General features: G+C 69.2%; 21 protein-coding genes. 15 read left to right on the top strand and 6 right to left on the bottom strand.

What is annotated here, in order from left to right; genetic code table 11:
• Position 1: 1 nt before the first annotated feature.
• Positions 2 to 1,387 (top strand): beta-ketoacyl-[acyl-carrier-protein] synthase family protein, encoded by a 1,386-nt coding sequence (locus DFO65_RS10785; RefSeq protein WP_113904487.1) that lies wholly within the window; start codon positions 2 to 4, stop codon positions 1,385 to 1,387.
• A gap of 74 nt (positions 1,388 to 1,461) precedes the next feature.
• Positions 1,462 to 2,643 carry an acyl-CoA dehydrogenase family protein gene (locus tag DFO65_RS10780; RefSeq protein ID WP_113904424.1) on the top strand — a complete coding sequence of 394 codons (1,182 nt, stop codon included), beginning with the start codon at positions 1,462 to 1,464 and terminating at the stop codon, positions 2,641 to 2,643.
• A 34-nt stretch (positions 2,644 to 2,677) separates the two neighbouring features.
• Here the strand turns inward: DFO65_RS10780 and DFO65_RS10775 are convergent, their stop codons facing one another.
• Genes DFO65_RS10775 through pdhA form a run of 3 tightly spaced genes read right to left on the bottom strand, consistent with a single transcriptional unit; the run spans position 2,678 to position 6,407 of the window.
• The gene (locus DFO65_RS10775) at positions 2,678 to 4,285 is read right to left on the bottom strand and encodes a dihydrolipoamide acetyltransferase family protein (RefSeq protein WP_113904423.1); all 1,608 of its coding nucleotides are present in this window, start codon (positions 4,283 to 4,285) and stop codon (positions 2,678 to 2,680) included.
• A complete protein-coding gene (locus DFO65_RS10770) occupies positions 4,285 to 5,304 on the bottom strand; it encodes an alpha-ketoacid dehydrogenase subunit beta (RefSeq protein ID WP_113904422.1) in 1,020 nt (339 codons plus the stop codon). Before DFO65_RS10770 ends, DFO65_RS10775 begins: the two co-directional genes overlap by 1 nt.
• Positions 5,301 to 6,407: a pyruvate dehydrogenase (acetyl-transferring) E1 component subunit alpha gene (gene pdhA, locus DFO65_RS10765; RefSeq protein WP_113904421.1), complete on the bottom strand. Its 1,107-nt coding sequence runs from the start codon at positions 6,405 to 6,407 to the stop codon at positions 5,301 to 5,303. The genes DFO65_RS10770 and pdhA overlap by 4 nt, the downstream gene beginning before the upstream one ends.
• A 455-nt stretch (positions 6,408 to 6,862) precedes the next feature.
• On the opposite strand from pdhA, the gene DFO65_RS10760 reads away from it, so the two are divergent.
• From DFO65_RS10760 to DFO65_RS10745, 4 genes are all read left to right on the top strand, one after another.
• Complete coding sequence (locus tag DFO65_RS10760) at positions 6,863 to 8,737, top strand: siderophore-interacting protein (protein WP_113904420.1); 1,875 nt, start codon at positions 6,863 to 6,865, stop codon at positions 8,735 to 8,737.
• Positions 8,738 to 8,908: 171 nt separating this feature from the next.
• Positions 8,909 to 9,247, top strand: a complete 339-nt coding sequence (locus DFO65_RS10755) for a TroA family protein (protein ID WP_342766926.1) — start codon at positions 8,909 to 8,911, stop codon at positions 9,245 to 9,247.
• 100 nt (positions 9,248 to 9,347) lie between these two features.
• The gene (locus DFO65_RS10750) at positions 9,348 to 10,586 is read left to right on the top strand and encodes an aconitase X (protein WP_245940625.1); all 1,239 of its coding nucleotides are present in this window, start codon (positions 9,348 to 9,350) and stop codon (positions 10,584 to 10,586) included.
• A gap of 67 nt (positions 10,587 to 10,653) precedes the next feature.
• A complete protein-coding gene (locus DFO65_RS10745) occupies positions 10,654 to 11,034 on the top strand; it encodes an aconitase X swivel domain-containing protein (protein ID WP_113904417.1) in 381 nt (126 codons plus the stop codon).
• A 59-nt stretch (positions 11,035 to 11,093) separates the two neighbouring features.
• Here the strand turns inward: DFO65_RS10745 and DFO65_RS10740 are convergent, their stop codons facing one another.
• Positions 11,094 to 11,555: an Lrp/AsnC family transcriptional regulator gene (locus tag DFO65_RS10740; protein ID WP_113904416.1), complete on the bottom strand. Its 462-nt coding sequence runs from the start codon at positions 11,553 to 11,555 to the stop codon at positions 11,094 to 11,096.
• Between the two features lie 124 nt (positions 11,556 to 11,679).
• Between DFO65_RS10740 and DFO65_RS10735 the strand changes: the two genes are divergently transcribed.
• The 4 genes from DFO65_RS10735 (at position 11,680) to DFO65_RS10720 (ending at position 16,364) form a co-directional block, all read left to right on the top strand.
• On the top strand, positions 11,680 to 12,327 hold the full coding sequence (locus DFO65_RS10735; RefSeq protein WP_113904415.1) for an IclR family transcriptional regulator: 648 nt from the start codon (positions 11,680 to 11,682) through the stop codon (positions 12,325 to 12,327).
• Positions 12,328 to 12,647: 320 nt separating this feature from the next.
• Positions 12,648 to 14,069 carry an SLC13 family permease gene (locus DFO65_RS10730; RefSeq protein ID WP_113904414.1) on the top strand — a complete coding sequence of 474 codons (1,422 nt, stop codon included), beginning with the start codon at positions 12,648 to 12,650 and terminating at the stop codon, positions 14,067 to 14,069.
• A 223-nt stretch (positions 14,070 to 14,292) separates the two neighbouring features.
• Positions 14,293 to 15,372: an isocitrate/isopropylmalate dehydrogenase family protein gene (locus DFO65_RS10725; RefSeq protein ID WP_113904413.1), complete on the top strand. Its 1,080-nt coding sequence runs from the start codon at positions 14,293 to 14,295 to the stop codon at positions 15,370 to 15,372.
• The gene (locus DFO65_RS10720; protein ID WP_113904412.1) at positions 15,369 to 16,364 is read left to right on the top strand and encodes an NAD(P)-dependent oxidoreductase; all 996 of its coding nucleotides are present in this window, start codon (positions 15,369 to 15,371) and stop codon (positions 16,362 to 16,364) included. Before DFO65_RS10725 ends, DFO65_RS10720 begins: the two co-directional genes overlap by 4 nt.
• A 124-nt stretch (positions 16,365 to 16,488) precedes the next feature.
• Here DFO65_RS10720 and DFO65_RS10715 read toward each other — a convergent pair whose 3' ends face one another.
• The gene (locus tag DFO65_RS10715; RefSeq protein ID WP_113904411.1) at positions 16,489 to 17,610 is read right to left on the bottom strand and encodes a YkvI family membrane protein; all 1,122 of its coding nucleotides are present in this window, start codon (positions 17,608 to 17,610) and stop codon (positions 16,489 to 16,491) included.
• Between the two features lie 240 nt (positions 17,611 to 17,850).
• Entirely contained in the window at positions 17,851 to 19,500 is a 1,650-nt protein-coding gene (locus DFO65_RS10710) for a glycosyltransferase family 2 protein (RefSeq protein ID WP_113904410.1), read from the bottom strand.
• Between the two features lie 169 nt (positions 19,501 to 19,669).
• Here DFO65_RS10710 and DFO65_RS10705 point away from each other — a divergent pair, with 169 nt between their 5' ends.
• The 5 genes from DFO65_RS10705 (at position 19,670) to DFO65_RS10685 (ending at position 25,469) form a co-directional block, all read left to right on the top strand.
• A complete protein-coding gene (locus DFO65_RS10705) occupies positions 19,670 to 20,548 on the top strand; it encodes a universal stress protein (protein WP_113904409.1) in 879 nt (292 codons plus the stop codon).
• Between the two features lie 116 nt (positions 20,549 to 20,664).
• Positions 20,665 to 21,828: a thiolase domain-containing protein gene (locus DFO65_RS10700; protein WP_113904408.1), complete on the top strand. Its 1,164-nt coding sequence runs from the start codon at positions 20,665 to 20,667 to the stop codon at positions 21,826 to 21,828.
• Positions 21,828 to 23,558, top strand: coding sequence for an AMP-binding protein (locus DFO65_RS10695; protein ID WP_113904407.1), 1,731 nt, complete (start codon positions 21,828 to 21,830; stop codon positions 23,556 to 23,558). Before DFO65_RS10700 ends, DFO65_RS10695 begins: the two co-directional genes overlap by 1 nt.
• Entirely contained in the window at positions 23,555 to 24,406 is an 852-nt protein-coding gene (locus tag DFO65_RS10690) for an SDR family NAD(P)-dependent oxidoreductase (RefSeq protein WP_113904406.1), read from the top strand. The genes DFO65_RS10695 and DFO65_RS10690 overlap by 4 nt, the downstream gene beginning before the upstream one ends.
• Before the next feature lie 25 nt (positions 24,407 to 24,431).
• Positions 24,432 to 25,469 (top strand): DctP family TRAP transporter solute-binding subunit, encoded by a 1,038-nt coding sequence (locus tag DFO65_RS10685; protein WP_245940624.1) that lies wholly within the window; start codon positions 24,432 to 24,434, stop codon positions 25,467 to 25,469.

Below are 25,469 nucleotides of genomic sequence, written 5' to 3'. Positions count from 1 at the left end.
GATGGCGGCAGACGTGCGGAATCCGGCGGGCAGGCGGAATCCGGACGAGCGGGCAGTGGTCATCACCGGCATGGGCGCGATCACCCCGAGCGGACTCGACGTCGACTCCCTGTGGGCCGCGGTGAGCAGCGGCCGCAGCGCCATCGAACGTCTCGACGGGGAGGAGTTCGCCAACCTGCCGGTGCGCATCGGCGGTCGGGTGAGCGGATTCGACGCCGAGGCCGTGCTGCCGAAGGCACTGGCCCGCCGGCTCAGCCCGGTCCAGCAGTGGGCGATCGCCGCGGCAGATCAGGCACTCGCCGAGGCCGGCGTGAGGACGGCGGACACGGCCCCGGGGACGACCCGGGCTTCGGCGTCGACCACCGGCCGCGACTCGGCGACGGCCACGGGCGCAGCCTGGGCGGAACTGCCGTGGGAGAGCACCCGCATCGCCGTCATCGCCGCCACCGGTTCGGGACCGGTCGACGCGATGCAGCAGGCCACGCGGGCGCTGCTCGAGGGCGGGCCGCGCTCCGTGCCGCTGACCCTCGCCATCCACGGCGCTCCGGACTCCGCCGCCGCGCTGCTCAGCCAGCGCCACGGCATCCACGGTCCGGCCCAGGGAGTCTCCGCGACCTGCGCGAGCGGGGCCATCGGCCTCGGCGAGGGACTGCGTCGCATCCGCCACGGCTATGCCGACGCCGTGCTCGTCGTCGGCATGGAGGACTGCCTCAACCCGGTCAACCTCGCGTCGAACGCGAACATGAGGGCGCTCGCCACCGGCTATGAGGACTCTCCGCACGATGCGTGCCGCCCCTTCGACCACGCTCGGTCCGGTTTCGTCATGAGCCAGGGTGCAGCGGCGATCCTCCTCGAGTCGGCCGAGTCCGCCCGTGCCCGCGGCGTCGAGGCGCTTGCCAAACTCGCCGGCTTCGGGGCGGCCGGCGACGCGCACCATCCCACCACTCCGCACCCCGAGGGGCGCGGGGCAGCCGAGGCCGTGCGCATCTGCCTCGCCGACGCCGGCCTCGGCCCCGACGACATCGACCACATCAACGCCCATGCGACCGGCACGCCCGCCGGCGACGCGGCCGAGCTCGCCGCCTTCGACTCGGCGCTCGGCCGGCAGGCGCGAACGATCCCGCTGTCCGCGACGAAGTCGAGCACCGGCCACCTGCTCGGAGCCTCCGGCGTCGTCGAAGCGGTCATCGCCGCCCGGACGCTGCGGGACCAGGTGCTGCCGCCGACGATCAACCTCGACGCTCCCGAGTTCGACGGCTGGGACTTCGTCACCGCCGCCCGCGAGCTCGGTCCCGACACCGGAATCGACACCGTCCTGTCGACCTCGTTCGGCTTCGGCGGGCACAACGGGGCGATCATCCTCCGCCGCCCCGACCGGGAGCGATGATGGCCGGGGAACCGACAGGGGGCGATGAGGGCCGGCGCCCCACGAAACACCGCGACGACGAGCAAGGAGATCCCGTGACCGACAGAGAAGCCCGCCACGCGCATCTGGCGCAGCAGTACCTGCCCACCGAGGTGCTCGACCGGTTCCGGGACCGCGCGGCGGTCTACGACCGGGAGAACCGCTTCTTCGACGAGGACCTCGAGGAGCTCAGGGCGATGGGCTACCTGCAGCTGTTCGTCCCGAGCTCGCACGGGGGACCGGGGCTGAGCCTCCACGAGGTCTCCCGGCTCCAGCAGCGCCTCGCCTCGGCGGCACCGGCGACCGCGCTCGCGATCAACATGCACCTCATGTGCACGGGTGTCGTCAAGGCGCTGAACGACCGCGGCGACGATTCGCTCAACTGGGTGCTCGACGATGTCATGGCCGGGGAGATCTTCGCGTTCGGGATCTCCGAGCCCTCGAACGACTGGGTGCTCCAGGGCTCGACCACCGTCGCCGAACCGGGCGACGACGGCGGCTGGCTGCTGACCGGGGTGAAGATCTTCACCTCGCTCTCGCCCGTGTGGACTCGGCTGATCGTCCACGGGCTCGTCGCCGGCTCGGACACGGGCGATGAGCCCGGGGAGCTGATCTACGGCTTCATCGACCGCGATGCGCCGGGCATCACCGTGTCGGATCGATGGGATGTCCTCGGGATGCGCGCCTCGCAGTCGCGGGCGACGATCCTCGACTCGGTCCCGATGCGTCCCGAGCGCGTGTCCCGCCTCATCCCCGCCGGCAGGCACCCCGACCTGCTGACCTTCGCGATCACCAGCAACTTCCAGCTCCTCATCGCCTCCGTCTACGCCGGTGTCGCGGCTCGGGCCCTCGAGCTCGGTGCTCAGGGTCTGCGCAGACGGAAGTCCGCGAAGTCCGGGACCACCTTCGCGGAGGTGCCGGAGTCCAGGGCGCGGTTGGCCGATGCGCATCTCGATTACCTCGGTGTGCCGGCGATGCTCGACGCCTACACGAGGGACTTCGACGAACTCGTCGATCATGGGGCCGGATGGCCGCTGCGGCTCGTCGGGGCGAGGATCAAGGCCTCGGAGGCGGCCCGGCGGGCGGCGGAGACCGCTCTCATGTGCACCGGCGGAAGCGGATTCGACAGTTCGCACGAGCTCAGTCGCCTCCACCGGGATGCCACCGCAGGCCTGTTCCATCCCCCGAGCGTCGACGCCGCCCGCCCGATGTACGCCGCCGCGCTTCTCGACGACTGAGCCGAGCGAGTCAGATCCGACAAGACCGACGAGATCACACCTCGGGCAGCAGGGAGACCGGGTTCTCGATGCAGTCGGCGACGAAGCCGAGGAACGCGCTCGGCTCGGCGCCGTCGCAGACCCGGTGGTCGAAGACGAAGGACAGGTACATGACCTGGCGGACCGTGAGCTGACCGTCGACGACCCAGGGCCGTTCCTTGATCCGGCCCATGCCGAGCATCGCGACCTCGGGGAGGTTGATGATCGGCGCGGATCCGTCGACGCCGAACACCCCGTAGTTGTTGAGGGTGAACGTCCCGCCGGACAGCTCCTGCGGTGCGAAGGTCCCCGTGCTCGCCCTCCCGACGGTCTCGCTCACCGCGTCACGCAGCTGCCGCAGGCTCATGTCGCCGGCGCCGTGGACGACGGGCACCATGAGACCGCGCGGCGTCTGCGCCGCCAGACCGAGGTTGATGTCGCGATGGGTGACGATCTCACCGGCTTCGACATCGACGGACGAGTTGAGGATCGGATGCTTCTTCAGTCCGGCGACGACGAACCTGGCGACGAGGGACAGCAGCGAGTACTTCTCCCCGGTCCGTGCCTCGAGGGCGCGCTTGGTCGCGAGCAGCTCGGTGGCATCGACGTCGAGCCAGATCGTCGCCTCGGGGATCTCCTGCCGCGACCGGGACAGGCGCTCGGCGACGACCTTGCGCAGACCGGTGAGCGGGGTGCGGGTGTCGTGGTCGTCGGCGGGCGTCCCCGCCGCGGGTGAGGTCTCTCCCGGCACGCGTTCGCGGGCGACAGCGTCGGGTTGCGCGCCTGACGGAGTCTCTCCTGGTGCCTGTTCGCGCGCGGCACCGCTGGCCGCTCCCGGCCTCTCGTCGATGGCGGCGAGGACATCGGCGCGGGTGACGAGCCCGCCGGGACCGGACCCGTGCAGGTGCTTGGCGCTCAGCCGGTGGTCCTTCGCGAGCCTGCGCACGATGGGGGAGATGACCGGGGACACCCTCGCCGAGGCGGAGTCCCGTCCATGGGTGTCGGTCGGATCCTGTGCGGGCGCCTCGGACGGATCCTGTGGGAGCGCGCCGCTCGGGGCCTGCGCGGGGGCCTCCCCTGGCAGGTCGGGAACAGGTGAGAGCCCGGCCGTCCTCGAGCCGAACGACCGCGACCGGCTCGACCGCCCGGTGCGCTCCCGGGTCCCGTAGCCGATGAGGTTGGCCTGGCGGGCCTCGGCGTCCGCGCGCCCGCCGCTTCCCTCGGCGGCGTCTGCGACACTCGCCCCGACTTCCTCCCCGCTTCCCCCTCCGCTCGCCTCGGCACTGTCCGCCTCGGCGACGGAGAAGAGCACCTGACCGGCGGAGACGGTGTCACCCGGGCGGGCGTGGAGGCCGGCGATGCGGCCGGCGAACGGGGAGGGCAGTTCGACGACGCTCTTCGCCGACTCGACCTCGACGACATGCTGATCGACCGTGACCTCGTCGCCCACGGCGACCTTCCAGGAGATGAGCTCCGCCTCGGTGAGGCCCTCACCGAGGTCGGGCAGATGGAACTCGCGGATCCTTCCCTGCTCGGTGCCACGGGCATCACCAGAACGCTCGGTGCCCTGGGTGTCGGCCGAGTGCTCGGTGTCGCGATCGTCGCGGTGGGGATCGGCGCTCATCACAGCTCCCAGTCCCAGGTCTCGAGGGCGTCGAGGACGCGATCGGGTGTCGGCAGGTAGTGCTCCTCGAGCTTCGGTGACGGGTACGGGGTGTCGAAGCCGGTGATCCGCAGGATCGGGGCGGCGAGATGGACGAAGTTGCGTTCGGTCACCCGGGCGGCCACCTCGGCGCCGAAGCCCCCGAACTGCGCGGCCTCATGGATGACCGCCGCGCGCGAGGTCTTGCGCACGGACTCCGAGACGGTCGCGTCGTCGAAGGGGGAGAGCGACCGGAGGTCGACGACCTCGACGGACAGCCCGTGCTCGGCACCGGCCTCGGCGGCCTCGAGGGCAGTGCGGACGGTCGGCCCGTAGGCGAGCAGGGACACGTCGGCGCCCTCGCGGACGACGACCGCCCGGTCCATCGGCGCGGTGGTCACGGGCAGGCTGAGCGTCTCCTTCATCCAGTACCGGGACTTCGGCTCCATGACGATGACCGGGTCGTCGCAGGCGATCGACTCCCGCAGCATCGAGTAGGCGTCGGCCGGGTTCGAGGGGGTGACGACGGTGAGGCCGGGCGTCGCACACCAGTAGGCCTCCGAGGAATCCGAATGGTGCTCGACACCGCCGATGTCGCCGGCGCAGGGGATCCGGATCGTCATCGGCAGGCTCACCCGGCCCTTCGTCCGATTGCGCATCTTCGCGACCTGCGACACGATCTGCTCGAACGCGGGGTAGGCGTAGGCGTCGAACTGCATCTCGACGACGGGCCGCATCCCTGCCATCGCCATCCCCACGGCGGTGCCGACGATTCCCGACTCGGCGAGTGGTGAATCCCAGACCCGTTCGGCCCCGAACTCCGCGCGCAGGCCGTCGGTGACCCGGAAGACCCCGCCGAGGCGGCCGACGTCCTCTCCGTAGACGACGACGTTCTCGTCCTCGGCCAGGGCGTCGTGCAGCGCTTGGTTGAGCGCCTTCGCCATCGTCACCGGGGCGGGGGCCGGCTCCTGATCGGCCGAGGTCAGGGCGGTGACCGTCATCGTCGGCCTGCCTGGGCGAGTTCCGCTTCGAGCCGCCTGCGCTGCTCGCCGAGGCTGTGCCTGGGCTTCGCGTAGACATGGTCGAAGAGCTCGGTGGGGTCGATGTCGGGAGGAGTGCTCATCGCCTCGCGCACCGAACTCGCGAGCGCCTCGGCGGAGTCGAGGATCTCCTCGTTGCCGGCGTCGTCGAGGACGCCGCGGGAGCGCAGGTACTTCTCCACCCGGGAGATCGGGTCGAAGCGCTTCCAGTGGTCCACCTCGGCGGAATCCCGGTAGCGGGTGGGATCGTCGGAGTTCGTGTGGGACTCGATCCGATAGGTGAGGCATTCGATGAGGGTCGGGCCCTCACCGGCTCGCGCGCGTTCGAGGGCGGCGCTGACCGCGGCGAAGACCGCGGAGACGTCATTGCCGTCGACACGCAGGCCCGGGATGCCGTAGCCGGCGGCGCGATCGGCGAGCAGCGTCGCGTTCGACTGCTCGCGCAGCGGAGTGGAGATCGCGTACTGGTTGTTCTGGAGGACGAAGACCGTCGGGGTCTGCCACACCGAGGCGAAGTTGAGGGCCTCGTGGGCGTCGCCCTCGCTGCTCGCCCCGTCGCCGAAGATCGTCAGGGTGCACTCACCTCGGCCCTTGAGCTTCGACGCCATCGCGAAGCCCGTGGCGTGCAGGGTCTGCGTCGCCAGGGGAGTGGCGGCCGGGGCGGTGTGGTACTCGTACGGGTTGAAGCCGCAGTGCCAGTCCCCGCGGAACGCGGCGAGGATCTCGGCGACGGGGATGCCCCGGGTGAGCAGCGCGGCCGAATCACGGTAAGTCGGGAAGAGCCAGTCGGTGGGGCCCAGCGCCGTCGTGGCCCCCACCTCGGTGGCCTCCTGCCCGGCGGCCGACGGATAGGTGGCCAGCCGACCCTGCTTCGTCAGAGCCGTGACCTGGGCTTCGAAGCGTCGAACGAGGACCATCTGCCGGTAGAGGCCGAGCAGGGTGGACGGGCTCGGAGGTGTGAGGCCCTCGGTCGGGGTGTCCGCGGGCTCTCCGTTCGCGCCGATGAATCGGACCGGGTGCAGTTCTGGCAGGGCGCGGCCGGTCGTGGGGACGTCGATGCTCATGACCCCATGATGAAGTGATCCAGATCACGGGGGAAGGCTGTGCCGAGGGTTGAGGACGAGCGGCCAACTGTCTCGCCAAGTGCGGACGTACTGACTGGTAGAACGGGCTGCCGCCGGACGTTTGGCCCGCCTCACATCACGGTCTCCTCCCGCGTGCCGAGGTCTCTTCGCAGTTGTCGGTCGTGGGTGACGAGGACGACCGCGGTCGGGGTCGAGCGGAGGCCGACGGTGGCGTCGGCTGGTCCGATCGAGAGGTGGTTGCTCGTTTCGCCAGGAGGAGGGCGCTCAAGCACCCGGCGGATTGCCGTTCCCGGGCGAGCAGGTTAGGCTAACCTTCGAGATATAGGCAACACTATTGTGTGCTTAAGCGATCGATGCGTGGCAGTTGACGTCTGCTTGAGTCGTGGGGCCTGTGTCTTGTCCGCAATGTCGAACAAGCCCTCGGAGCCGAACAGATGCCGCGTACGTCCCGCCCCCTGCAGGTTCTGCCGATTGTCCTGCGGGAGGTCGAGGTCATCGACGTCAGGGACATCACGCCCAACATGCGCCGCCTCACCGTCGGCGGCGAGCAGCTGGCGGCTGGCGAGATGAATGGGATGCACCGGCCCGCGTTCCGCTCCGAGGGCTTCGACGACCACGTCAAGCTCGTCATTCCCCCGCCGGGTGTCGATGAGATCGACACCGGGGTCCAGGACGAGTTCCGGTTCAACTGGAATCGGGAAGCCCTCAGCCTCACCCGCGACTACACCGTGCGCAGCGTCGATCCGGAGGCCGGGTCCTTCGCGTTCGACGTCGTCCGCCACGACTCCGGTCACGCCGCCGACTGGGCATTCCGCGCCCGCCCCGGCGACAGGCTGCACATCGCCGGCCCCAAGACCTGCGCGGGACTCAGCGAGGGCGTCGACTTCCACCTCCTCGTCGCCGACGAGACCGCCCTACCGGCCGTCGGACGCTGGCTCGAGGAGGCGCCGGCGGGAACGCGCGGGCACATCATCGTCGAGGTCCCCACCGCCGCCGACATCCAGGACATCCCCACCGCCGCCGACGTCGAGATCGACTGGCTGATTCGCGACGGCTTCGCCCCCGGCGACTCCCCGCTGCTGTTCGACGCGGTGAGGAACGTGCAGCTGCCCCCGGGACGCACCTTCGCCTGGTGCGCGGGGGAGGCGATGACGATCGCCCCCATCCGCCGCCACCTCCGCCGTGACCTCGGACTGCCCAAGGAGGACATCGAGGTTGTCGGGTACTGGCGGCGGACCGCGGCACCTGCCCCCGACTCCGCCTCCCACCCGACCGACATCGCCGAGGCGGCGGCTCCCTCCGCAGTGCTCGACGAGGTCCACGAGATGACCGAGCTCCTGCCCCCGATCATCACCCGCGTCGCAGTCACCCTCGGCATCGGCGACCTCGTGGCCGGAGGCACCTCCACCGCCGAGGCGATCGCCGCGGAGACGAGCACCCCCATCGAGGGCATCCGCGTCGTCCTCACCGCGATGTGCGCACTCGGACTCCTCGAGCGCGACGGCGCGGAATACCGCAACACCGCCACCGGTGCGGTCCTCACCGGGGAGGGCGTCGCCGAGCAGCTCTCGCTGGCCGATCCCGCGAACGCGGACCTCTTCTCCATCGTCGACCTTCTCGACGTGATCCGCGGCGGCTGGACTGCCAGAGTCTCGCGCGCCTCGGCGCTCACCGCCGAGTCCTGGACGCAGCTGCGTGCCCGCGACGAAGCCCTCGACACGGCCCACCGCGGGCGGACCCTCGACCATGTCCAGTACGTCCTCGATCCGCTCCTCGACCTCGAGGCGATCGCCTCGGCGCGTAGCATCGCCCTGGCTGGGGACGCCGGCGCCGAGGTGGCCGCCGAACTGACCCGGAAGGCGCCGGCGTCCGGTCGGACCATCCACACCCCGGCCGCGACTGCGCGGCCGGGCGGGAACCCTGGCCCGAGGTCGATTGCACGCTCCTGCTCGCCGGGCTCACCGGACGCTCCCGGGCCGAGGGGAGAGGCCTGCTCGCCCACCTCCTCGCCGGCAGCTCCCGCCTCGTCGTCGTCGAGCCCTTCGTCGACGGTGCGGAATCCGATGACCACCGGGCCGAGGAGCTCGTCTCGGTGTTCGCGACCACCGGTCACGCGTCGTACACGAGCGACGAGGTCGAGGACACCCTGCGCGAACTCGGCGCGGCGGACGTGGCCGTCGTCGAGATCGGCTGGGGCTTCGGCCGCTTCACGAAGGCCGTCATCGCGACGACGCGCTGACGAGGCGCGACGACGCGCGGCTCGTCAGCACCGGGAACACGGACACGACCACGAACAGGAGCGCAGATGACGACGAGAAGGATCGCGACCATGATCGCGGCGGGGATGATGAGCCTCGCCCGCCGATCGCGTCGAGGAGCTCAACGGGATCCCCGTCGTCGCCGACCAGGAGCCCGACCTCGAGAAGCTCGCCGAGGTCGACCCCGACCTCATCCTCGTCCCCAACATCTACGAACCGTATATGATCTCTCAGCTCGAGGAGCTCGCACCCGTCTACCAGTTCACCCTGCGCGGAGACGATCGGGCGAACTGGAACCAGCGGGTCGAGGAGATCGCGGACGCGGTGAACCGCACCGAGGCCCTCGCCGACGCCGACATCATCTTCGTCACCTCGGACCTGCGGGGAGGCTACGACGCGGCGACCCAGACGATGATGGACTCGCCGGTGTTCAAGGAGCTGCCGGCGGTCAAGGCCGGACACGTGTATCCGCACGGCAACGCGACCATCGCGGGCTACGCCGATGCGATGTACGACATCGAGATGGCCGAGAAGGCGCTCGAGGACTACAGGAACTCGTGATCTGCGGTGCCCTGGGCCCCTGAGCGGCGGCCCGGAGCACCCGCACGTCCGTCCGCGCTCCTCGATAGACTGCCTCCAGTCCGCAAGCGAGGAGGAGAGTGTGGCGGTGGAGCTCAGCGATGCCGACGAGGCGATGCTCGCGGGCGCCGATGGGCCGGCCGTGGCGATGGCGATGAGGATCGTCGTCGGCCTCGCCGAGGCCAAAGGCGCTGAGCGCCTCATCGACGTGACCAGCGCTCACATCGACTCCTGCCTCTTCCACGGGCAGTCGGGGATCGACTTCGCGCGCCGCCTCGTCGACCTCGGGGGCGACTGCCGGATCCCGACGACGACGAACACCGGATCCGTCGACCTCCTCCACCCCGAGCTCATCCGCGCGGACGACGAGGAAGCCGCCGCCACACGCGACGGCCGCGAGCTCATGGAGCTCTACACCCGCCTCGGCGTGGCCCAGACCTGGACCTGCGCCCCCTATCAGCACCGGCCGCGTCCTGCCTTCGGCGAGCACGTGGCCTGGGCGGAGTCCAACGCCATCGTCTTCGCCAACTCGGTCCTCGGCGCGCGCACCGACCGCTACGGCGACTTCCTCGACATCTGCGCGGCGCTGACGGGCAGGGCGCCCGCCTCGGGCCTCCACCTCGACGAGAACCGGCGGGCGAGCGTCCACCTCGACGCCTCGGCCATCACGGAGACCGGCGACCACGTCTTCGCGCTGCTCGGGTACCTGACCGGGACGATCGCCGGCTCCGCGGTCCCGGTCCTCAGCGGTTTCGACGCCCCGGAGGCGATCACCGAGGACGAGCTCAAGGCTCTCGGCGCGGCCGCCGCCTCGTCGGGAGGCGTGGCCCTGTTCCACCTCGTCGGCCGCACTCCCGAGGCCCCCGCCCTCGCCGAGGTGTGCGACCCGGAATCGGTGCCGGTCGTCACGCTCACCGACGGTGACCTGCGGCGCGCACGGGACGAGCTGACCCACGGCAGCGGAGGCGTCGACGCCATCTGCCTCGGCACCCCGCACGCCTCCCTGGCCGAACTGCTGGCCCTGGCCCGGGAGCTGAGGGCGACGGGTCGGACCGCGCTGACGAGGCCGATCTACATCAACACCGGCCGCCTCACCATGGCCGAGTTCGACGCCCACCACCCCGACGAGCGCGCGGTCCTCGCCGAATTCGGGGTCACGATCGTCACCGACACGTGCACGTACCTCACCCCGGTGCTCGATCCCGCGGTGCGCTCGGTGATGACGAACTCGGGCAAGTGGGCCCACTACGCGCCGGCGAACCTCGGACTCGGGGTCGTGTTCGGCTCCTTGAGCGAATGCGTCGCCGAGGCGGTGCGATGAACCCGAACCTCATCGAGGCGACGGCGATCGTCACGGCGAGGACCGGGAACGTCGCCGCCTCCCACTCCTGCCGCCTTCTGCACCCGGCCGCGCCTCGGCGCCGGTGCAGGCCCTCGCACCGCTGTCGTTCTGGGGCGGAGTCGACCGCACGGGCACGATCGTCGACGTGCATCACCCCGCGCAGGGAGCCTCCCTCGGCGGGCGCGTCGTCGTGATGCCGGCCTCGCGCGGGTCCTCATCGGGGTCGAGCGTCCTCCTCGAGCTCATCAGGCGGGGGACCGCGCCCGCCGGCTTCGTGCTCTCGCACCCCGATGCGATCGTCGCCACCGCCTGCCTGGTCGCCGCCGAGCTCTACGGAATCGCCGTTCCGGCGGTGCTCGTCACCGAGGACGAGCTGTCACGGATCTTCGCGGCCGAGGAGGTCGAGATCGCCGCCGACCGCGGCTGACGCTCCGTGCAGGGGCGTGCGATGATGGGGCGGGCCGGCCGCCGCTCGGACGCCTGCGGCTAATGCCGGTGCGAGCCGGGCCGGCTGCCCTCCACCTCGTCGAGGATGAGCAGCGAACGGGTCGACACGACTCCGGGCACCTCATGGATGCGGCGGAGGATCACCTGGGACAGCGCCGTGTTGTCCGGGGCGTTGACCGTGACGAGAGCGTCGATGTCGCCGCTGACGGCCTGGACCTTCTCGACGAACGGCAGGCTCGCGAGCTCGTCGCGGACCTCCGGCCAGGGGCGCTCCCCGATCTTGACGACGACCACCGCCGTCACGGACATGTCGAGGGCTGCACGATCCACCTCGGCGGTGAACTTCCTGATCGCGCCCGATTCGACGAGGGCGGTGAAGCGCTTGTGCGCGGCCGACCGGGAGATGTGCACGCGCTCGGCGAGCTGCCTGACGCTCAGACGCGAGTCCTCGACGAGGGCGGCGATGATGCTGCGATCGATGTCGTCGAGGTTGAAGGGCAAGGGAAGCTCCTTATCGGGCGATGGGTCTCGCACGGACCCGCCGGGCTGATCCCAGTCTATCGGCGGGGGCTGAGCGCGCGGTCGCGGGCCCGGAGCAATCACGGCTGTCGCTATCATTGGCCGTATGGCACAGGACGAGGGCACCGCGAATCGCACGCTCGAACGGGCCGCAGCCATCCTCGACGCGATCGGACCCGGGGCCGCGACGGCGACCGAACTCGCGAGGCGCACGGGACTGTCGGTGTCGACGGCGCATCGACTGGCACTGTCGATGGTCACCACCGGCTTCCTCAGCCGTGACTCCAACGGAGCATTCCGCCCCGGCGAACGATTCATGCGCTCGTCGCTCGAACACGCCGCCGCGCCGGTGATCGCCGAGCTCAACCGCACCACCAGGGAAGCCTCCCAACTGTGGATCCGTCGCGGCTCGGACCGCATCTGCCTCATCGCGCTCGACGGGCTCCACGAGCTCAGGGCGACTCTGCCCGTCGGCTTCGTCCTGCCCCTCCCCGAGGGATCCAGCGGTCGACTGCTCGCCGAGGACGAGGACGCTCTGGCCGACGTCCGGCGACAGGGATGGGTCGAGTCGGTGGGGGTGCGAACACCCGGCATCGGCTCGGTCAGCGCCCCCGTGGTCGTCGACGGGACCATCATCGCCGCAGTGTGCATCGCCATCCCGCTCGCTCGGGTCCACGTGTCCCCTGGCGCCGATCACGGAGCGGCCGCCGTGGCCGCCGCCCAGAGGATCGCCGAGGCGATGAGCGGTCGGTGACCACCGGACCCCACGCCGGCTGATCCTGCCCTCTCCAGCGCGCGCCCGCGCCCCCTGCGCGCGATGTGCCTGCCCTTCCCCAGGTGTGCTCCCACTCCTCGTGCTGCCGATGCGCCGTTCACGCCGACTCGAGAAAGCTCGCTCGAACGGGTTGTGCTCCCCGTCACACCGACGGTACGCTCTATCCCAGCACATGCGAACTGCTATCCCAGACAATGGGAATCTCACGAGCTGGCCGTTCGCCCATCGATTGCCGCAGTGCCGCGCCGGGAGCGCGGCGGATGCGGAGGAACACCTGGTTTCAAGGGGGAAACAGTGTCATGATCTACTTCATCTCCGTACTGGTGCTGGTCGCCGTCTTCGCGATCGCCACCGTGCGCCCGATCAATATGGGACTTCTCGGCCTGGCCGCCGCCTTCATCGTCGGAGGATGGATCTCGGGAATCTCCATCGAGGAGATCACCTCATTCTTCCCGGGAGACATGTTCCTGGTGGTCTTCGGCATCACGCTGCTGTTCGGCATCGCTCGAGTGAACGGGACCATCGGCCTCATCATGGATTGGGCGCTGCGCCTCGTCCGCGGGAGGCCCTGGGCGATCGTCTGGCTGATGTTCACCCTGGCCGCCGTGCTCATGGCACTCGGCTCCGTGCTGGCGGTGGGGATGCTTGCGCCCATCGCGATGCCGCTGGCGAAGAAGTACCGCATCGATCCGCTGCTCATGGGCATGATGACCAGCCACGGGGCGCTCGCGGCCGCCTTCTCGCCGATCACCGTCTACTCGGTCGGCATCAACCAGCTCGTCGCCTCCCAGGGCATGGACATCGATCCTGTGCTGCTCTTCGTGGTCCCGTTCGGGCTCAATCTCCTTCTTGCGGTCGTCCTGTTCCTCACCCGCGGTCGGGACCTGTGGCGCAGGTCGGAGGCGATCACGGCCGACGATGTGCGCGACATCCGATCCGGCGGGACCGGGGGCACCGGTTCTGCTCCGCTCGGTGCTTCCGGCGGGAGCGGGAGTACCGACTCCGCGCCGCTCGGAGGTTCGGGTGGGGCGCCTGTCGACGGTGGCGGCAGCGGGGCGGTCGCCGGCAGTCTGCGGCGTGGACCCGTGGCGATGGGCAACATCACGGTCGCCGAGCGCGGCCCGCGTCCGACGCTCGACAACTGGCTGACCTACGCTGCGATGGCCGGTCTGCTGGTGACGGCCCTGATCGGGATCGACGTCGGGGTCGCCTCGACCTGCCTGGCGGCATTCCTCCTGCTCATCTCGCCCAAGAGCATCGAGCCGGCCATGAAGACGGTCTCGTGGTCGGCGGTGCTGCTCGTCTGCGGCATCGTCACCTACATGGGAGTGCTCAACGCCAATGGGACCATCGACTTCCTCGGAGCCAAGGCCTCGGAGATCCCATGGCCCCTCCTGGTCGCCTTCGTCATGTTCCTGGCGGTCGGCATCATCTCGGCGGTCGGCTCATCGTTCGGCATCATCCTCATCTCACTGCCGCTCGCCGCTCCGCTCCTCGCCACCGGAGACCTGCACGCCGCCGCATTCGTCATCGCCCTGTCCTTCTGCGCGACCGCCGTCGACGTGAGCCCGTTCTCGACGAACGGCGTCATCGTCCTGGCCAGCGCACAGGTCGACGACACCAGGCGGTTCCAGCGCTCGATGCTCGTCTACACCGGCTACGTCATCATCGCCGCCCCCGTCCTGGCCTGGCTGCTGGTCCTCCTGCCGGTGACGATCTGAGGTGCGCTCAGGACAAGGGTCTGCAGCCCCGCCGAACCGCTCGGCAGTGGGCCCAGCGATCATCCACCCGCGCCGCTTCTCGGCTCCATCACCAACAAACTCCCAAGCAGTAGGAACTGATATGTCATACAATAGGAACACTGCCACCGTTGCCATTCCCTCCCGGCCCCAGTCACGTCCACCCCACCGCGCCACAGCGCGACACCAGCGAAGCAGGAGTCCCATGAGCAGCTATGACATCGTCGTCATTCCCGGCGACGGAATCGGCCCCGAAGTCATCGACGCCTCGGTGTCGGTCCTGCGGGCATGCGAAGAGCGCTTCGGGTTGACGTTCACGTTCGACTTCAAGGACTTCAGCGCGGATCTCTACCGCCGCACCGGACGACGCATCACGACCGAGGACATGGACGAGATCGGCAGATCCGACGCAGTGCTCTTCGGAGCCATGGGCCTGCCGGACGTCCGCAGCCCCGAAGGCCTCGAGCTCGGTGCCCAGGTCGAGATGCGCGCCCACTACGGACTCTTCGCAAGTCTCCGCCCGGTCAGGCTCTTCCCCGGAGTCGACTACCCGGTGAAGGCGGAGCACATCGACATGCTCGTCATCCGGGAGACCTCGGAAGGGATGTTCGCGGGCCTCGCGGACGCTCATGAGCCCAGTGATGAGACGGCGAGCGACCGGATGACGATCACCCGAGCCACGTGCGAGAAGCTCTTCGACGTCGCATTCTCACAGGCCCGGGAGCGGCGCAAGCGCGGAACCCCGGGACATGTCACCCTGCTCCACAAGTCGAACGCCCTGCGCAGCAACGTCCTCATGGAGGGGGTGTTCGACGAAGTCGCGGCGAAGAACCCCGATATCGGAAGCGCGAAGCACTACGTCGATGTCGGCGCCATGTTCATGGTCACCGACCCCGAACGATACGACGTCGTCGTCTCGGAGAACATCTTCGGCGACATCCTCTCCGAGATCGCCGCAGGACTGGTCGGCGGGCTGGGACTGGCTCCGTCCGCCGATGTCAGTCTCACCCACGGTGTCTTCCAGCCCTCCCACGGCAGCGCGCCAGACATCGCGGGCCAGGGAATCGCCAACCCGACCGCGATGATCCTGTCCGCGGCGATGATGCTGGAATGGCTGGGCGGTCAGCACGGCGACGCTCGCTGCACCGAGGCGGCGGGGGCCATCCGCACTGCCGTGGAGTCGACGTTGAAGGCGGGTCGGCGCACGCGGGATCTCGGCGGAACCGCGAGCACTCAGGACATGGTCGAAGCGATCATCGGCGCAATGGGAGAAGTGAAGCCATGACACACAGAGTCGTCTACGTGAATCCGCTCAAGGACTACATCGACCCGCTCCTGGCCGCGGCGCCGGAGGACTTCACCGTCACCATCGTGCCGCCGGAGGCGGATCGCGCCGAGCAGTGCCGTGCCGCCGCCGATGCGGACTTCCTCATCTCGGGCGTCGAGGTCCATGAAGACGTCTTCAGATCCGCGAGGAACGCGAGGTTCATCCAGTACATGAGCTCCGGATACGGCCAGCTGCCCCTGAGCGTCCTCGACGATCTCGGCATTCCCGTGGCGCAGATGAAGACCCACTCGATCTCGGTCGCGGAGCATGCGATCACCCTGATGCTCACGCTGCTCAGGCGGATTCCCCACTCGATGCAGCTGATGCGGGAGGGGAAGTGGCGTCAGGATCTCGCCGAGGAGTCGTACGCGGAGCTCTACGGGAAGACCGTCGGCATTGTCGGGCTGGGCAACATCGGACGATGGGTCGCCAAGATCGCCCACTACGGCTTCGGCGCCAACGTGGTGTTCTACGATCGCGCGGAGATCCCCTTGACGGTCTCCGAGCTCGTCTCGGCCGAACCGGTCTCGCTGCCCGAGCTCATGACGGTGTCCGACATCGTCTGCGTGTGCCTGCCCCTCAACGAGGGATCCGACAAGCTGATCGGCCGGGACGAACTCGCGCTGATGAGTCCCAGAAGCATCCTCGTCAACATCAGCCGGGGTGAGGTCGTGGACGAGTCCGCGCTCATCGAGTGCCTGCGCGAGGGCCGCATCGCAGGTGCCGGGCTCGACGTCTACGAATCCGAGCCCCTCGATCCCGACTCGGAGCTGTTCACCCTCGAGCGCGCGATCTGCACGCCGCATATGGCCGGAGTGGGCTGGGAGAACGTCGAGCGCCGGATCGAGACCGTATGGGGCAACTTCGCGACCGTGCTGCGCGGCGGCATTCCCCGCGGAGTCGTGACAGCGGCGAAGCGCGCGGCGATCCCGGCCGGAGCAGTCGGATGAGGATGATGCCGGTGGCGCGGTGACGTCAGTGCCGGCCGCGCTCCTCATCCGTGGGGAGCGCGGCCGGCCCTGTTGTCAGAGGGTCTGCCCACGAGCGCGCGAAGTGCGAGTCGCTGCCATGCTCTCAGGCCTTCTGCCGCCCGGCGACACGGGAGATGGTCTTGACGAGCATGAGGACCAGCAGCAGGATCCCGACGTAGCCGTTGATGACATAGACGATGTTGACCATCTGCGAGAACGGCAGCACCAGACCGACCACCGTGCCGACGATCGCGAGGACGACAGTGAGGTACTTGAACCCCGGCTGCGAGTCGTCGTAGAAGCGGGACGAGACTGTCCACAGCAGAGGAACGGCCGTCGTGTAGATCCCGGCGAGGATCATCACCGAGATCCCCGCGGCCAGCCACGGCCCCAGTCCTCCGGCGAGGACGAGCATGGGGATCTCGGCGTCGAAGAGGCTCTCGATGTTGGCGAGCAGTCCGAGTCCGACGATCATGCAGGCCAGGGAGAACAGGATCCCGCCGAGGAGGCCGCCGCCGACCGCTTCCCGGCGATTGCTCGCCTTGCCGAGGGCGGCGAGGAACGCGGCGAGCCAGAGCATGCAGAACCCGACGTACGACAGTCCGGCAAGGAACCAGTTCGACGAGGCCTGGGTGACGTCGAGATCGCCGACGATGGCATTGCCCTCGACGATGCCGCCGGGGTTGGTCACGATCCCGTAGATGCCGAGCGCGATGGCAACGACGACGATGACGGGTCCGATCTTGCCGATGATCTCGACGAGGTTCTTCAGCCCGAACCACACGGTGAGTGCGACGGCGGCGGCGAGCGCGATTCCGCCGACGAACTTCGAGACGCCGTAGTGCTCCTCGAAGACGGCTCCTGCTCCGGAGACCATGACCGTGAAGCTGAGGAAGACGAAGAGGATCGAGAAGTAGTCGAAGAAGGTGCCGAGGTGCTTCCCGCAGTAGTAGTGGAACACGCCTGAGGGCTTGGCGAACTGCTGTGCCCGTCCGACGAGGAAGAACTCGACCGCGACATAGGACATGAGCACGAGGACGAGCAGTCCCGTGCCGAAGATGCCCCAGAATCCGTACGAGGCGTAGTACTGCAGGATCTCCTGACCGGTGGCGAAGCCCGAGCCGATGAGGAACGCGATGATCGCTCCCGCATAGGTGACGACGCGCAGCACGCTCCTCTTCTCTCCGGTACGCAGCTGGGTGGTCGAGACCGCGGTGTCTGTCATTGATGTCCTTCTGTAGTCACAGTTCTGCGTTGAACGGGTCGCACCGACGGATCGGTGTCGTCGAGGAGGTCCGAGTCGCCGATCGACGTGATGTCGGACGACGAGATCGACAACTGATATGTCAGGCGTGTCTTCAGGGTAGTGATTGCTTCTCGAGCATGCCAGCTTGTGCCGACAGATGAGAAGCGTCGACACGACGTACTGCAGAGGCCGGCGTTCAGCCGAGAGTCGCCCCCTTCATCAGCGCAGGTCGGCCGGGAAGTCCGCGCGGACCTTCTCGGTGACCGTGAACGTCTCCCGGTAGCGGCCGACGAACAGCCGCGACTGGGAGTACAGCGCCGTCGAGGAGTTGAAGACGAGCAGCGAGACCGGGTAGAGGAACCACTGCAGGTACATGCCGAGGGTGCGTCGGCGCGGGCAGTTGAACGGCCTCGGCGGCAGCAGCTTGAAGTGGACGACGACCGCCACCACCAGGCAGGCCGTCCCGACCTGCTGGAGCGCGCCGACGATGAAGGGAAGATCGTCGACGACCGCCGGGATCGGGGCGGCGTCCGCCGAAGCGGCGCCCGAGAGCAAGAGGAACGGCACCCAGCCGCCGATCGCGATGATCAGGGACACCACCGCGAGCGACACGTGGCCCTCGAGCAGGACGAGCAGACGCAGCCAGCCGTCGAGCACCGGCAGCCCGCGTCGGTGCCGGATCAGGTTGGCCGCGACATAGGGGACGTCGGAGGCGCCGTACGACCAGCGGCTGAGCTGGGCGAACTGGGCCCGCAGGGTCTGCGCCAGAGTGCCGGCGACGACCGCGTCCTGGAGCACCGGCACATGGATCGGCACGACCCGGTAGTCCCCGCCGAAGTGCATGTAGGAGCGCCAGTACTGGTGGCCGTCCTCGACGATGGTCCGCCGTGACCAGTAGTCCATCGCCGCGAGCGCGTCGAGCGGCTGGGAGTGCGAGGCGAAGTTCCGCAGCACCAGCGGCCGGACGGAGCTGACGAGGTTCCAGAAGCTGTTCGCCGAGGCGATCACCCGCGTCGGCGCCGGAGCCTGCCAGATGTTGTTGGTGTAGAGGCTGACCGGCTGGAAGCTGGCCCGCCCCCGGTTCTCGGCGATGGTGAACTCATAGCTCACGGCATCGAAGTAGCTGTCGTGGACCCGGTTGTCGCAGTCGAGCGTGGTGACGAGGACCAGAGCGGGATCGAGACCCCGGGCTGCGGCCCAGGCGGAGACCCGACGCCCGGCGAAGGTGATGTTCGCACCCTTCCCGGCCACCTCGTCGGGGATGTCCGCGGGATGCTCGACGACCTCGAAGTGCCCGAACGACCTCCCGAAGGCCTCACTCACGCGCCTGACCGTCTCCCTGATCGCCTCCCCGCCGCGCTCCTCGTAGGCGAAGAACACGGCCAGATGATCGGCCGGCAGCGAGGACTGGACCAGGGACCTCAGGCTCGTCTGCACGACCTCGAAGGGTTCGTTGTACGCGGCGATGATGACGGCGTGGCGGATCGCCTGCGGATCGGGGATCGCCGAGGGGTCGGCGCGGACATTCTCGATCGCCTCCCGGTGCCGGGCGTAGCCGAGGGACTGCCGGGGAGAGCCGGGCACGGGCAGGCCTCGCCGGGCCAGGCTGAGGTCGACGAGCCGGGCGGCATAGTCGACCCTGAGGGCGGCGCGGTAGCGGCGGTAGCCGCGCATGAGGTCGACGGCGCCACGGACGCTGCGGACGAACACGAGCCCCGCGATCCCGAGGACGAACGCCACGGCGAGGCGGGGGCTGAGGAAGGGGAGGACGAAGAGGAGAGTGAGGGCGAGTCCGCTGATGACTCCGGGGACGAGCTCGCACGTTCGATACAGACGGTCGCGCCGCCCCAGGGGAATCTCGATGTCCACACGCTCACTGTGGCCCCTCCCGGTCGCCCGGACAACCGGAAACGACGGATGCCGGGACCTGTTCCCCGAGGTTTCGACCGGAGTTCACCGATGTCCGCCCCTGTGGCGGAATGAGCAGGTCGACTAGGCTGATCGTGCACCCGATCCGTCCATCGAGAGCGAGGACGCAATGACCCTCATCGCAGCCTTCCCCTACGGCAGGAAGGACCGCTCGGCTCTCCGGCTGGCCGCCGTCCTGGCCCGATCGAGCGGTCATCCGCTGCGCATCGTCAGCGTCATCCCGGCACCCGGTTCCACTCTTCCCTCGAGCGGCGGGTATCTCCAGTTCGCCGAATGGTCGCGCGAGCGCGGGAAGCAGGCGGTCGCCGAAGCCCAGGCCGCGGCCGCGGAGATCTGTCCCGACCTCGACACCCATGCGGTGTCCGTCTCCGCGGAGTCCCGCGCCAGGGCCCTCATCGCCGAGGCGGAGAAATCAGGAGCGCGGATGATCGTCGTCGGGTCCGGCACCGACGGCAAACGCGGCAGAGTGCGGCTGAGCTCGACGTCGGACCGTCTGCTCCACTCCTCACCGGTGCCCGTGGCGCTGGCGCCCCGTGAGTACGACGTGCCCGCAGGCTCCACCGTCACGCGGGTCACCTGCTCCTACCGCGGGGACGAGCACTCCCGTTCCGTGCTCCTGCGCACGGCAGAGATCGCGCGCGATGTCGGGGCCGACCTGCGGATCGCGACGTTCGCCGCGGGCGGGAGAACGGTCGAACCCTCGACGCTGGAGGAGGGATCCGCACGGGAGACGCTCATCGCCGAGGTGACCGCCTCCCAGGAGACGGCCCTGACCTCGATCTCCGCCTACGCTCGGCCGGGCTCGGTGGCGACGGTCGTCGGCACCGGACGGGACTGGGCCGCCGCCGTCGAGTCCGTCGACTGGGTGAGCGGGGAGGTCCTCGTCCTCGGGTCCTCGGACGAGGGGCCGAAGTCCCGGCTGTTCCTCGGCTCCGACGCCTCGAAGATCATCCGCAGCACGCCGGTGCCGGTCGTCGTCGTTCCCTGAGCCGATCGATGTTCCACATCATGGATCTTCGTTGACCGGAGGATGGGAGCCGGGGAAGCATATCGAGCAGTGATTCCTCGGTTCCACCGCGTTCCCCCGTGCCCGAAGGAGGGCCCATGACCTCTCCCGCCATCATCGGCTGGTCCCACGGCCAGTTCGGTCGCAGCGAGCACCCGCTTCCGGTCATGATGGCAGCGGTGGCACGGGACGCGGTGGCAGACGCAGGACTCGAGCTCGCCGACATCGACGTCATCCACGTCGGCGTCTACAACAACGGGCTCTCCCGGCAGGGATTCGAGGCCGCCCTCCTCGGGGTGGAGATCCCCGAACTCGCGCTCACGCCGGCCCACCGCCATGAGAACGCTTGCGCCACCGGTTCCACGGCGGTCTTCGCCGCCCATGACTCGATCGCCGCCGGTCGGCATCGGATCGCTCTCGTCATCGGCGCCGAGAAGATGACCCAGGCCTCGGGACACGAGGTCAACGAGACCCTCCTCAGCGCCAGCTACCGGGACGAGGAGGAGCACTACAAGTCGTTCGCCGGCGTCTTCGGGGAGATCGCCGCCCGGTACTTCGAGCGCTTCGGCGACCACTCGGACACCCTGGCCAGGATCGCGTCGAAGAACCACGCCAACGGCACCCACAACCCTCTGGCCCATATGCGCAGGGACCTCGGATTCGAGTTCTGCTCCACGGTGTCGGAGAAGAACCCGTACGTGGCCGAACCGCTGCGGCGCACCGACTGCTCCCTCGTCTCCGACGGCGCGGTCGCCCTCGTCCTCGCCGCCGACGAGGTCGCCGGCTCCGCACCACAGGCGGTGCGGTGGAGGGGGATGGGGAACGCCAACGATGCCATGCCGCTGTCCCGGCGCGATCCGCTGGAGATGCGCGGCGCCGGTGCCGCCATGCGCCAGGCGCTCAAGCAGGCCGGGATCGGGATCTACGACCTCGACCTGCTCGAGACCCACGACTGCTTCACCATCGCCGAACTCCTCGAATACGAGGCCTTCGGGCTGGCCGGTCCCGGACTGGGCCACCGGCTCATCGACGAGGGTGTGACCGCCGTCGACGGGGAGCTGCCGGTCAACCCCTCGGGCGGGCTCAAGGCCAAGGGCCACCCCATCGGCGCCACCGGTGTGTCCATGCACGCCCTGGCCGCGGCCCAGCTCACCGGCCGCGCCTCCGGGATCCAGATCGAGTCCCCGGAACTCGCGGGAGTCTTCAACATGGGAGGCGCCGCGGTCTCCAACTTCGCCTCGGTCCTGGAGCGCGTGCGCTGATGCGATCCATCTCCCGGACATCGCCGGCGAAGGACTTCACCCCCACGCCTCGGCGCGGCGTCAACGTCTCCCACTTCCTCACCCAGACCGCCCGCCGGATCCCGGACGCCCCTGCCGTCATCGACCCCGACCGCGGGATCACATGGTCGTGGAGGGAGCTCGACGAGCGCGCGGATGCGCTCGCGCTCGACCTGCAGCGACGGGGTGTGGCCAGGCGCGACAGTGTGGTCCTCGTCTCCGCGAATCACGCCGAGGTGATCCAGGCCTTCTGGGGTGCCATCCGCGCGGGTGCGGTCATCGCCCCGCCCAACGCCGCCCTCTCCACAGAGGAGCTGCTCGGCATCTGCGAAGAGGTCCGGCCTGCGGCCCTCATCGTCGACCGCGAGCACACCGACTTCGTCGAGGCACTGCACCGGGACGGGTACACGGGACCCGTGCTGTGGATCGGCGAGCTGCCGACGACCGTGACGGGCCCGCTGAGCGCCGCCGTCCCCGAGAGTGCCCGGGTCCGGCGCGGCCATGGGGGACCATCACCGGATTCGGCCGACGAGATCACAGCCCTCGGCGACTTCGAGGTCGAGGAGGACGATCCCTGCTGGTACTTCTTCACCTCCGGGTCGACGGGTCGTCCGAAGGCCGCGACCTTCACCCATCGCCACCTCGGCGCCGTGCTCGCCAATCATCGCTGCGACCTCTTCCCCGACGAGGACGAGACCGGTGCCTCACTCGTCATCGCGCCTCTGTCGCACGGGGCGGGAATCCACATGCTCGCCCAGGTGTTCGGCGGCACGCCGTCGGTCATCCACCCCGGCGGCCGAGCCGACCCGCTGACCCTGTGGGAGTCGATCGACCGCTTCGGCATCACCAACGCCTTCACCGTCCCCACGATCCTCAACCGCATCGTCGCAGGCCTCCCGGACGACCGGGGACCCGGCGACCACACCCTGCGGCGAGTCGTCTACGCGGGAGCGCCGATGCTCGCCGCCGACCAGGCCCGGGCCCTCGACCGGCTCGGACCCTGCCTCGTCCAGTACTTCGGCCTCGCCGAGGTGACGGGGGCGATCACGATCCTCAGGCCCGAGGAGCACGGGGCGATCCCCGTCGACGAGGCGGGGATCGGCACGTGCGGTCGCGCCCGGACCGGAGTCGAGATCCTCATCGTCGACGAATCCGGCACGCCGACGGGGCCGGGGGTGAGCGGCGAGGTCTGCGTCGCGGGGCCGACGGTGTGCGCAGGCTATCTCGGCCGCCCCGATGCCAATGCCGAGTCCTTCGCCGGCGGGATCTTCCACACCGGCGACATCGGCTACCTCGACGAACGCGGATACCTCTACCTCACCGGGCGGAAGTCCGATATGTACATCTCCGGCGGATCGAACGTCTACCCGAGGGAGATCGAGGAGCTCCTCCTCACCTCCGCCGAGGTGGCCCAGGCGGTGGTCGTCGGCGTGCCGGATCCCCAGTGGGGCGAGATCGGCGTCGCCGTCATCGAGCTCGCCCCCGCCGCGCCGGCGGTCGAGCCGGAGCGTCCGCCGTCGGAGGGCGAGCACACCGATCACCTCGACCGGGTGCGCGAGCGGCTGCGATCCTTGCTCAAGTCGCGACTGGCGCCCTACAAGGTGCCCAAGGAGATCCATTTCGTCGACCGCATCCCGGTCACGGCCTACGGGAAGATCGCCCGCCGGGAGATCAGGGACGAGCAGTCACGCGGACGGGGGAGCGCCCGATGACCGATCTCAGCGGCAAGACCATCATCGCGATCGGCTGCGGCACTCCCGACGGACAGATCAACAACGGCTTCGCGGCCGTCCGCGCGTTCCTCGCCGCCGGGGCCCGGGTGTGCATCGTCGACCGCGACGCCGCCGCCCTCGAGCATGCACGGGCCGCGCTCGACGCCGGGGACAGCCTCGGCGGGGAGGCTCCGCGGTTCACGACGGTCGCGGCCGACGTCGGCGATGAGGACTCCCTGACGGCCGCCTTCGCCCACTGCGCCGAGGTGCTGGGCACTCCCACCGTCCTCCACTACAACGTCGGCATCGTCGTCAACGGCGGACTCGACACCCTCGATGCCGAGGACTTCCGGACAGCCCTCGACATCAACCTCCTCGGAGCGTTCCGGGCGATGAAGCTCGCGCTCGGCCACATGCGCGAGGCCGGCGGCGGATCGATCATCACGGTCTCCTCGGTGGGAGGCATGCGGCACATGGGGTACGACTACCCGGCATACGCGGCGTCGAAGGCGGGGCTCATCGCGCTGACGAAGGCCACGGCTCTCCAGCATGCCGCGGAGGGAATCCGCGCGAACTCGATCGCCCCGGGCCTCATCGAGACCCCGCTCATCCACGGGTCGATCAGCGGGCACTATGCCTCGGTCGAGGAGATGCTCGCGGCCAGGCACGCACTCTCGCCGACGGGACGGATGGGCCGGCCCGAGGACGTCGCCGACCTCGCGGTGTTCCTCGCCTCCGACGCGGCGGCCTACATCAACGCGACGGTCATCCCCGTCGACGGCGGACTCGTCCACCGGGCGGGCGGCGTCGAGCATGACACGACGACTGCGGTCGACGACACGAACTGAGAACCACGAGGCGAAGGAGGCAATGGTGCCCCAGGCAATACGGAGGACGCATGTGCTCACCGCGTGTGCGGTGCTGACGATCCTCGTCATGCTGCTCACCGGATGCGGCACGAACTTCGGAACGACGGAGGACGGACAGAAGCGCTACCGGTGGAAGATGACGGTGACGACCGGTTCGACATCGACGTGGTATCTGGCGGCGACGAAGTTCGCCGAGGACCTCGAGAAAGAGACCGACGGACGCATCACCCTCAAGGTCTTCGGCAGCGAGCGGCTCTCCGCGGGTGAGGCGACCGCAGGTGTCGAGCAGCTGATGGACGGTGCCAAGGACTTCTCCTACAACTCACCGATCATCTACGCCGGCGTCGATCCCCGGTTCGGCGCGGTCACCGCGCCGTTCCGCTTCGACACCGTCGAAGACGGCCAGGCCGCCCTCGCCGGCCCCGGAGGCGATGTCTACCGGAAGTACCTCGCCGAACGCGGCGTCGAGCTGCTCGGGTTCGGCGAATCGGGGATGCGGCAGCTGACGAACACTCGCCGGCCCATCGAGACCCCGGAGGACCTGGCCGGTCTGAAGTTCCGGATCCCCGGATTCGGTCTCTACACGGACTTCTACCGCTCGCTCGGGGCCAACCCGACGACGATGCCCTTCGGTGAGGTGTTCTCGGCGCTGCAGCAGGGTGCGATCGACGGGCAGGAGAATCCGATCGATGTCATCCACTCCGCGAACCTCCAAGAGGTCCAGCCCTACCTGACCCTGTGGAACTACTCGTACGATCCGCTCATCCTCGGGATGAACAAGGATCTCTTCGAATCTCTCAGCGATTCCGACAAGGAACTCGTCGCTCGGCTCGCCGCTGACGCCAACGAGTTCCAGATCAGTCAGAACAGGGAGCGCGAGGAGAAGCTGCTGGCCGAGCTCAAGGACAAGGGCATGGAGGTCAACGAGCTCACCGACGAGCAGAAGGAGGCCTTCCGAACGTCCCTGGCCCCGCGGTTCGAGGAATACCGCACGATCTGGGGTCCCGAGATGGCCCAGGTCTTCATCCCGGAAGGACTGTGA

Source organism: Brevibacterium sanguinis, assembly GCF_003315415.1.
In the GTDB taxonomy this organism is placed as follows: Bacteria; Actinomycetota; Actinomycetes; order Actinomycetales; family Brevibacteriaceae; genus Brevibacterium; species Brevibacterium celere_A.
This window is presented reverse-complemented; position numbering and strand designations above follow the sequence as displayed.

Coding starts and splice junctions, on each gene's coding strand:
- DFO65_RS10785 (WP_113904487.1), top strand. CDS start 2: ATGGCGGCAGACGTGCGGAATCCGGCGGGCAGGCGGAATCCGGACGAG.
- DFO65_RS10775 (WP_113904423.1), bottom strand. CDS start 4,285: ATGAGCGCCGATCCCCACCGCGACGATCGCGACACCGAGCACTCGGCC.
- DFO65_RS10770 (WP_113904422.1), bottom strand. CDS start 5,304: ATGACGGTCACCGCCCTGACCTCGGCCGATCAGGAGCCGGCCCCCGCC.
- pdhA (WP_113904421.1), bottom strand. CDS start 6,407: ATGAGCATCGACGTCCCCACGACCGGCCGCGCCCTGCCAGAACTGCAC.
- DFO65_RS10760 (WP_113904420.1), top strand. CDS start 6,863: ATGCCGCGTACGTCCCGCCCCCTGCAGGTTCTGCCGATTGTCCTGCGG.
- DFO65_RS10755 (WP_342766926.1), top strand. CDS start 8,909: ATGATCTCTCAGCTCGAGGAGCTCGCACCCGTCTACCAGTTCACCCTG.
- DFO65_RS10735 (WP_113904415.1), top strand. CDS start 11,680: ATGGCACAGGACGAGGGCACCGCGAATCGCACGCTCGAACGGGCCGCA.
- DFO65_RS10730 (WP_113904414.1), top strand. CDS start 12,648: ATGATCTACTTCATCTCCGTACTGGTGCTGGTCGCCGTCTTCGCGATC.
- DFO65_RS10725 (WP_113904413.1), top strand. CDS start 14,293: ATGAGCAGCTATGACATCGTCGTCATTCCCGGCGACGGAATCGGCCCC.
- DFO65_RS10720 (WP_113904412.1), top strand. CDS start 15,369: ATGACACACAGAGTCGTCTACGTGAATCCGCTCAAGGACTACATCGAC.
- DFO65_RS10715 (WP_113904411.1), bottom strand. CDS start 17,610: ATGACAGACACCGCGGTCTCGACCACCCAGCTGCGTACCGGAGAGAAG.
- DFO65_RS10705 (WP_113904409.1), top strand. CDS start 19,670: ATGACCCTCATCGCAGCCTTCCCCTACGGCAGGAAGGACCGCTCGGCT.
- DFO65_RS10700 (WP_113904408.1), top strand. CDS start 20,665: ATGACCTCTCCCGCCATCATCGGCTGGTCCCACGGCCAGTTCGGTCGC.
- DFO65_RS10695 (WP_113904407.1), top strand. CDS start 21,828: ATGCGATCCATCTCCCGGACATCGCCGGCGAAGGACTTCACCCCCACG.
- DFO65_RS10690 (WP_113904406.1), top strand. CDS start 23,555: ATGACCGATCTCAGCGGCAAGACCATCATCGCGATCGGCTGCGGCACT.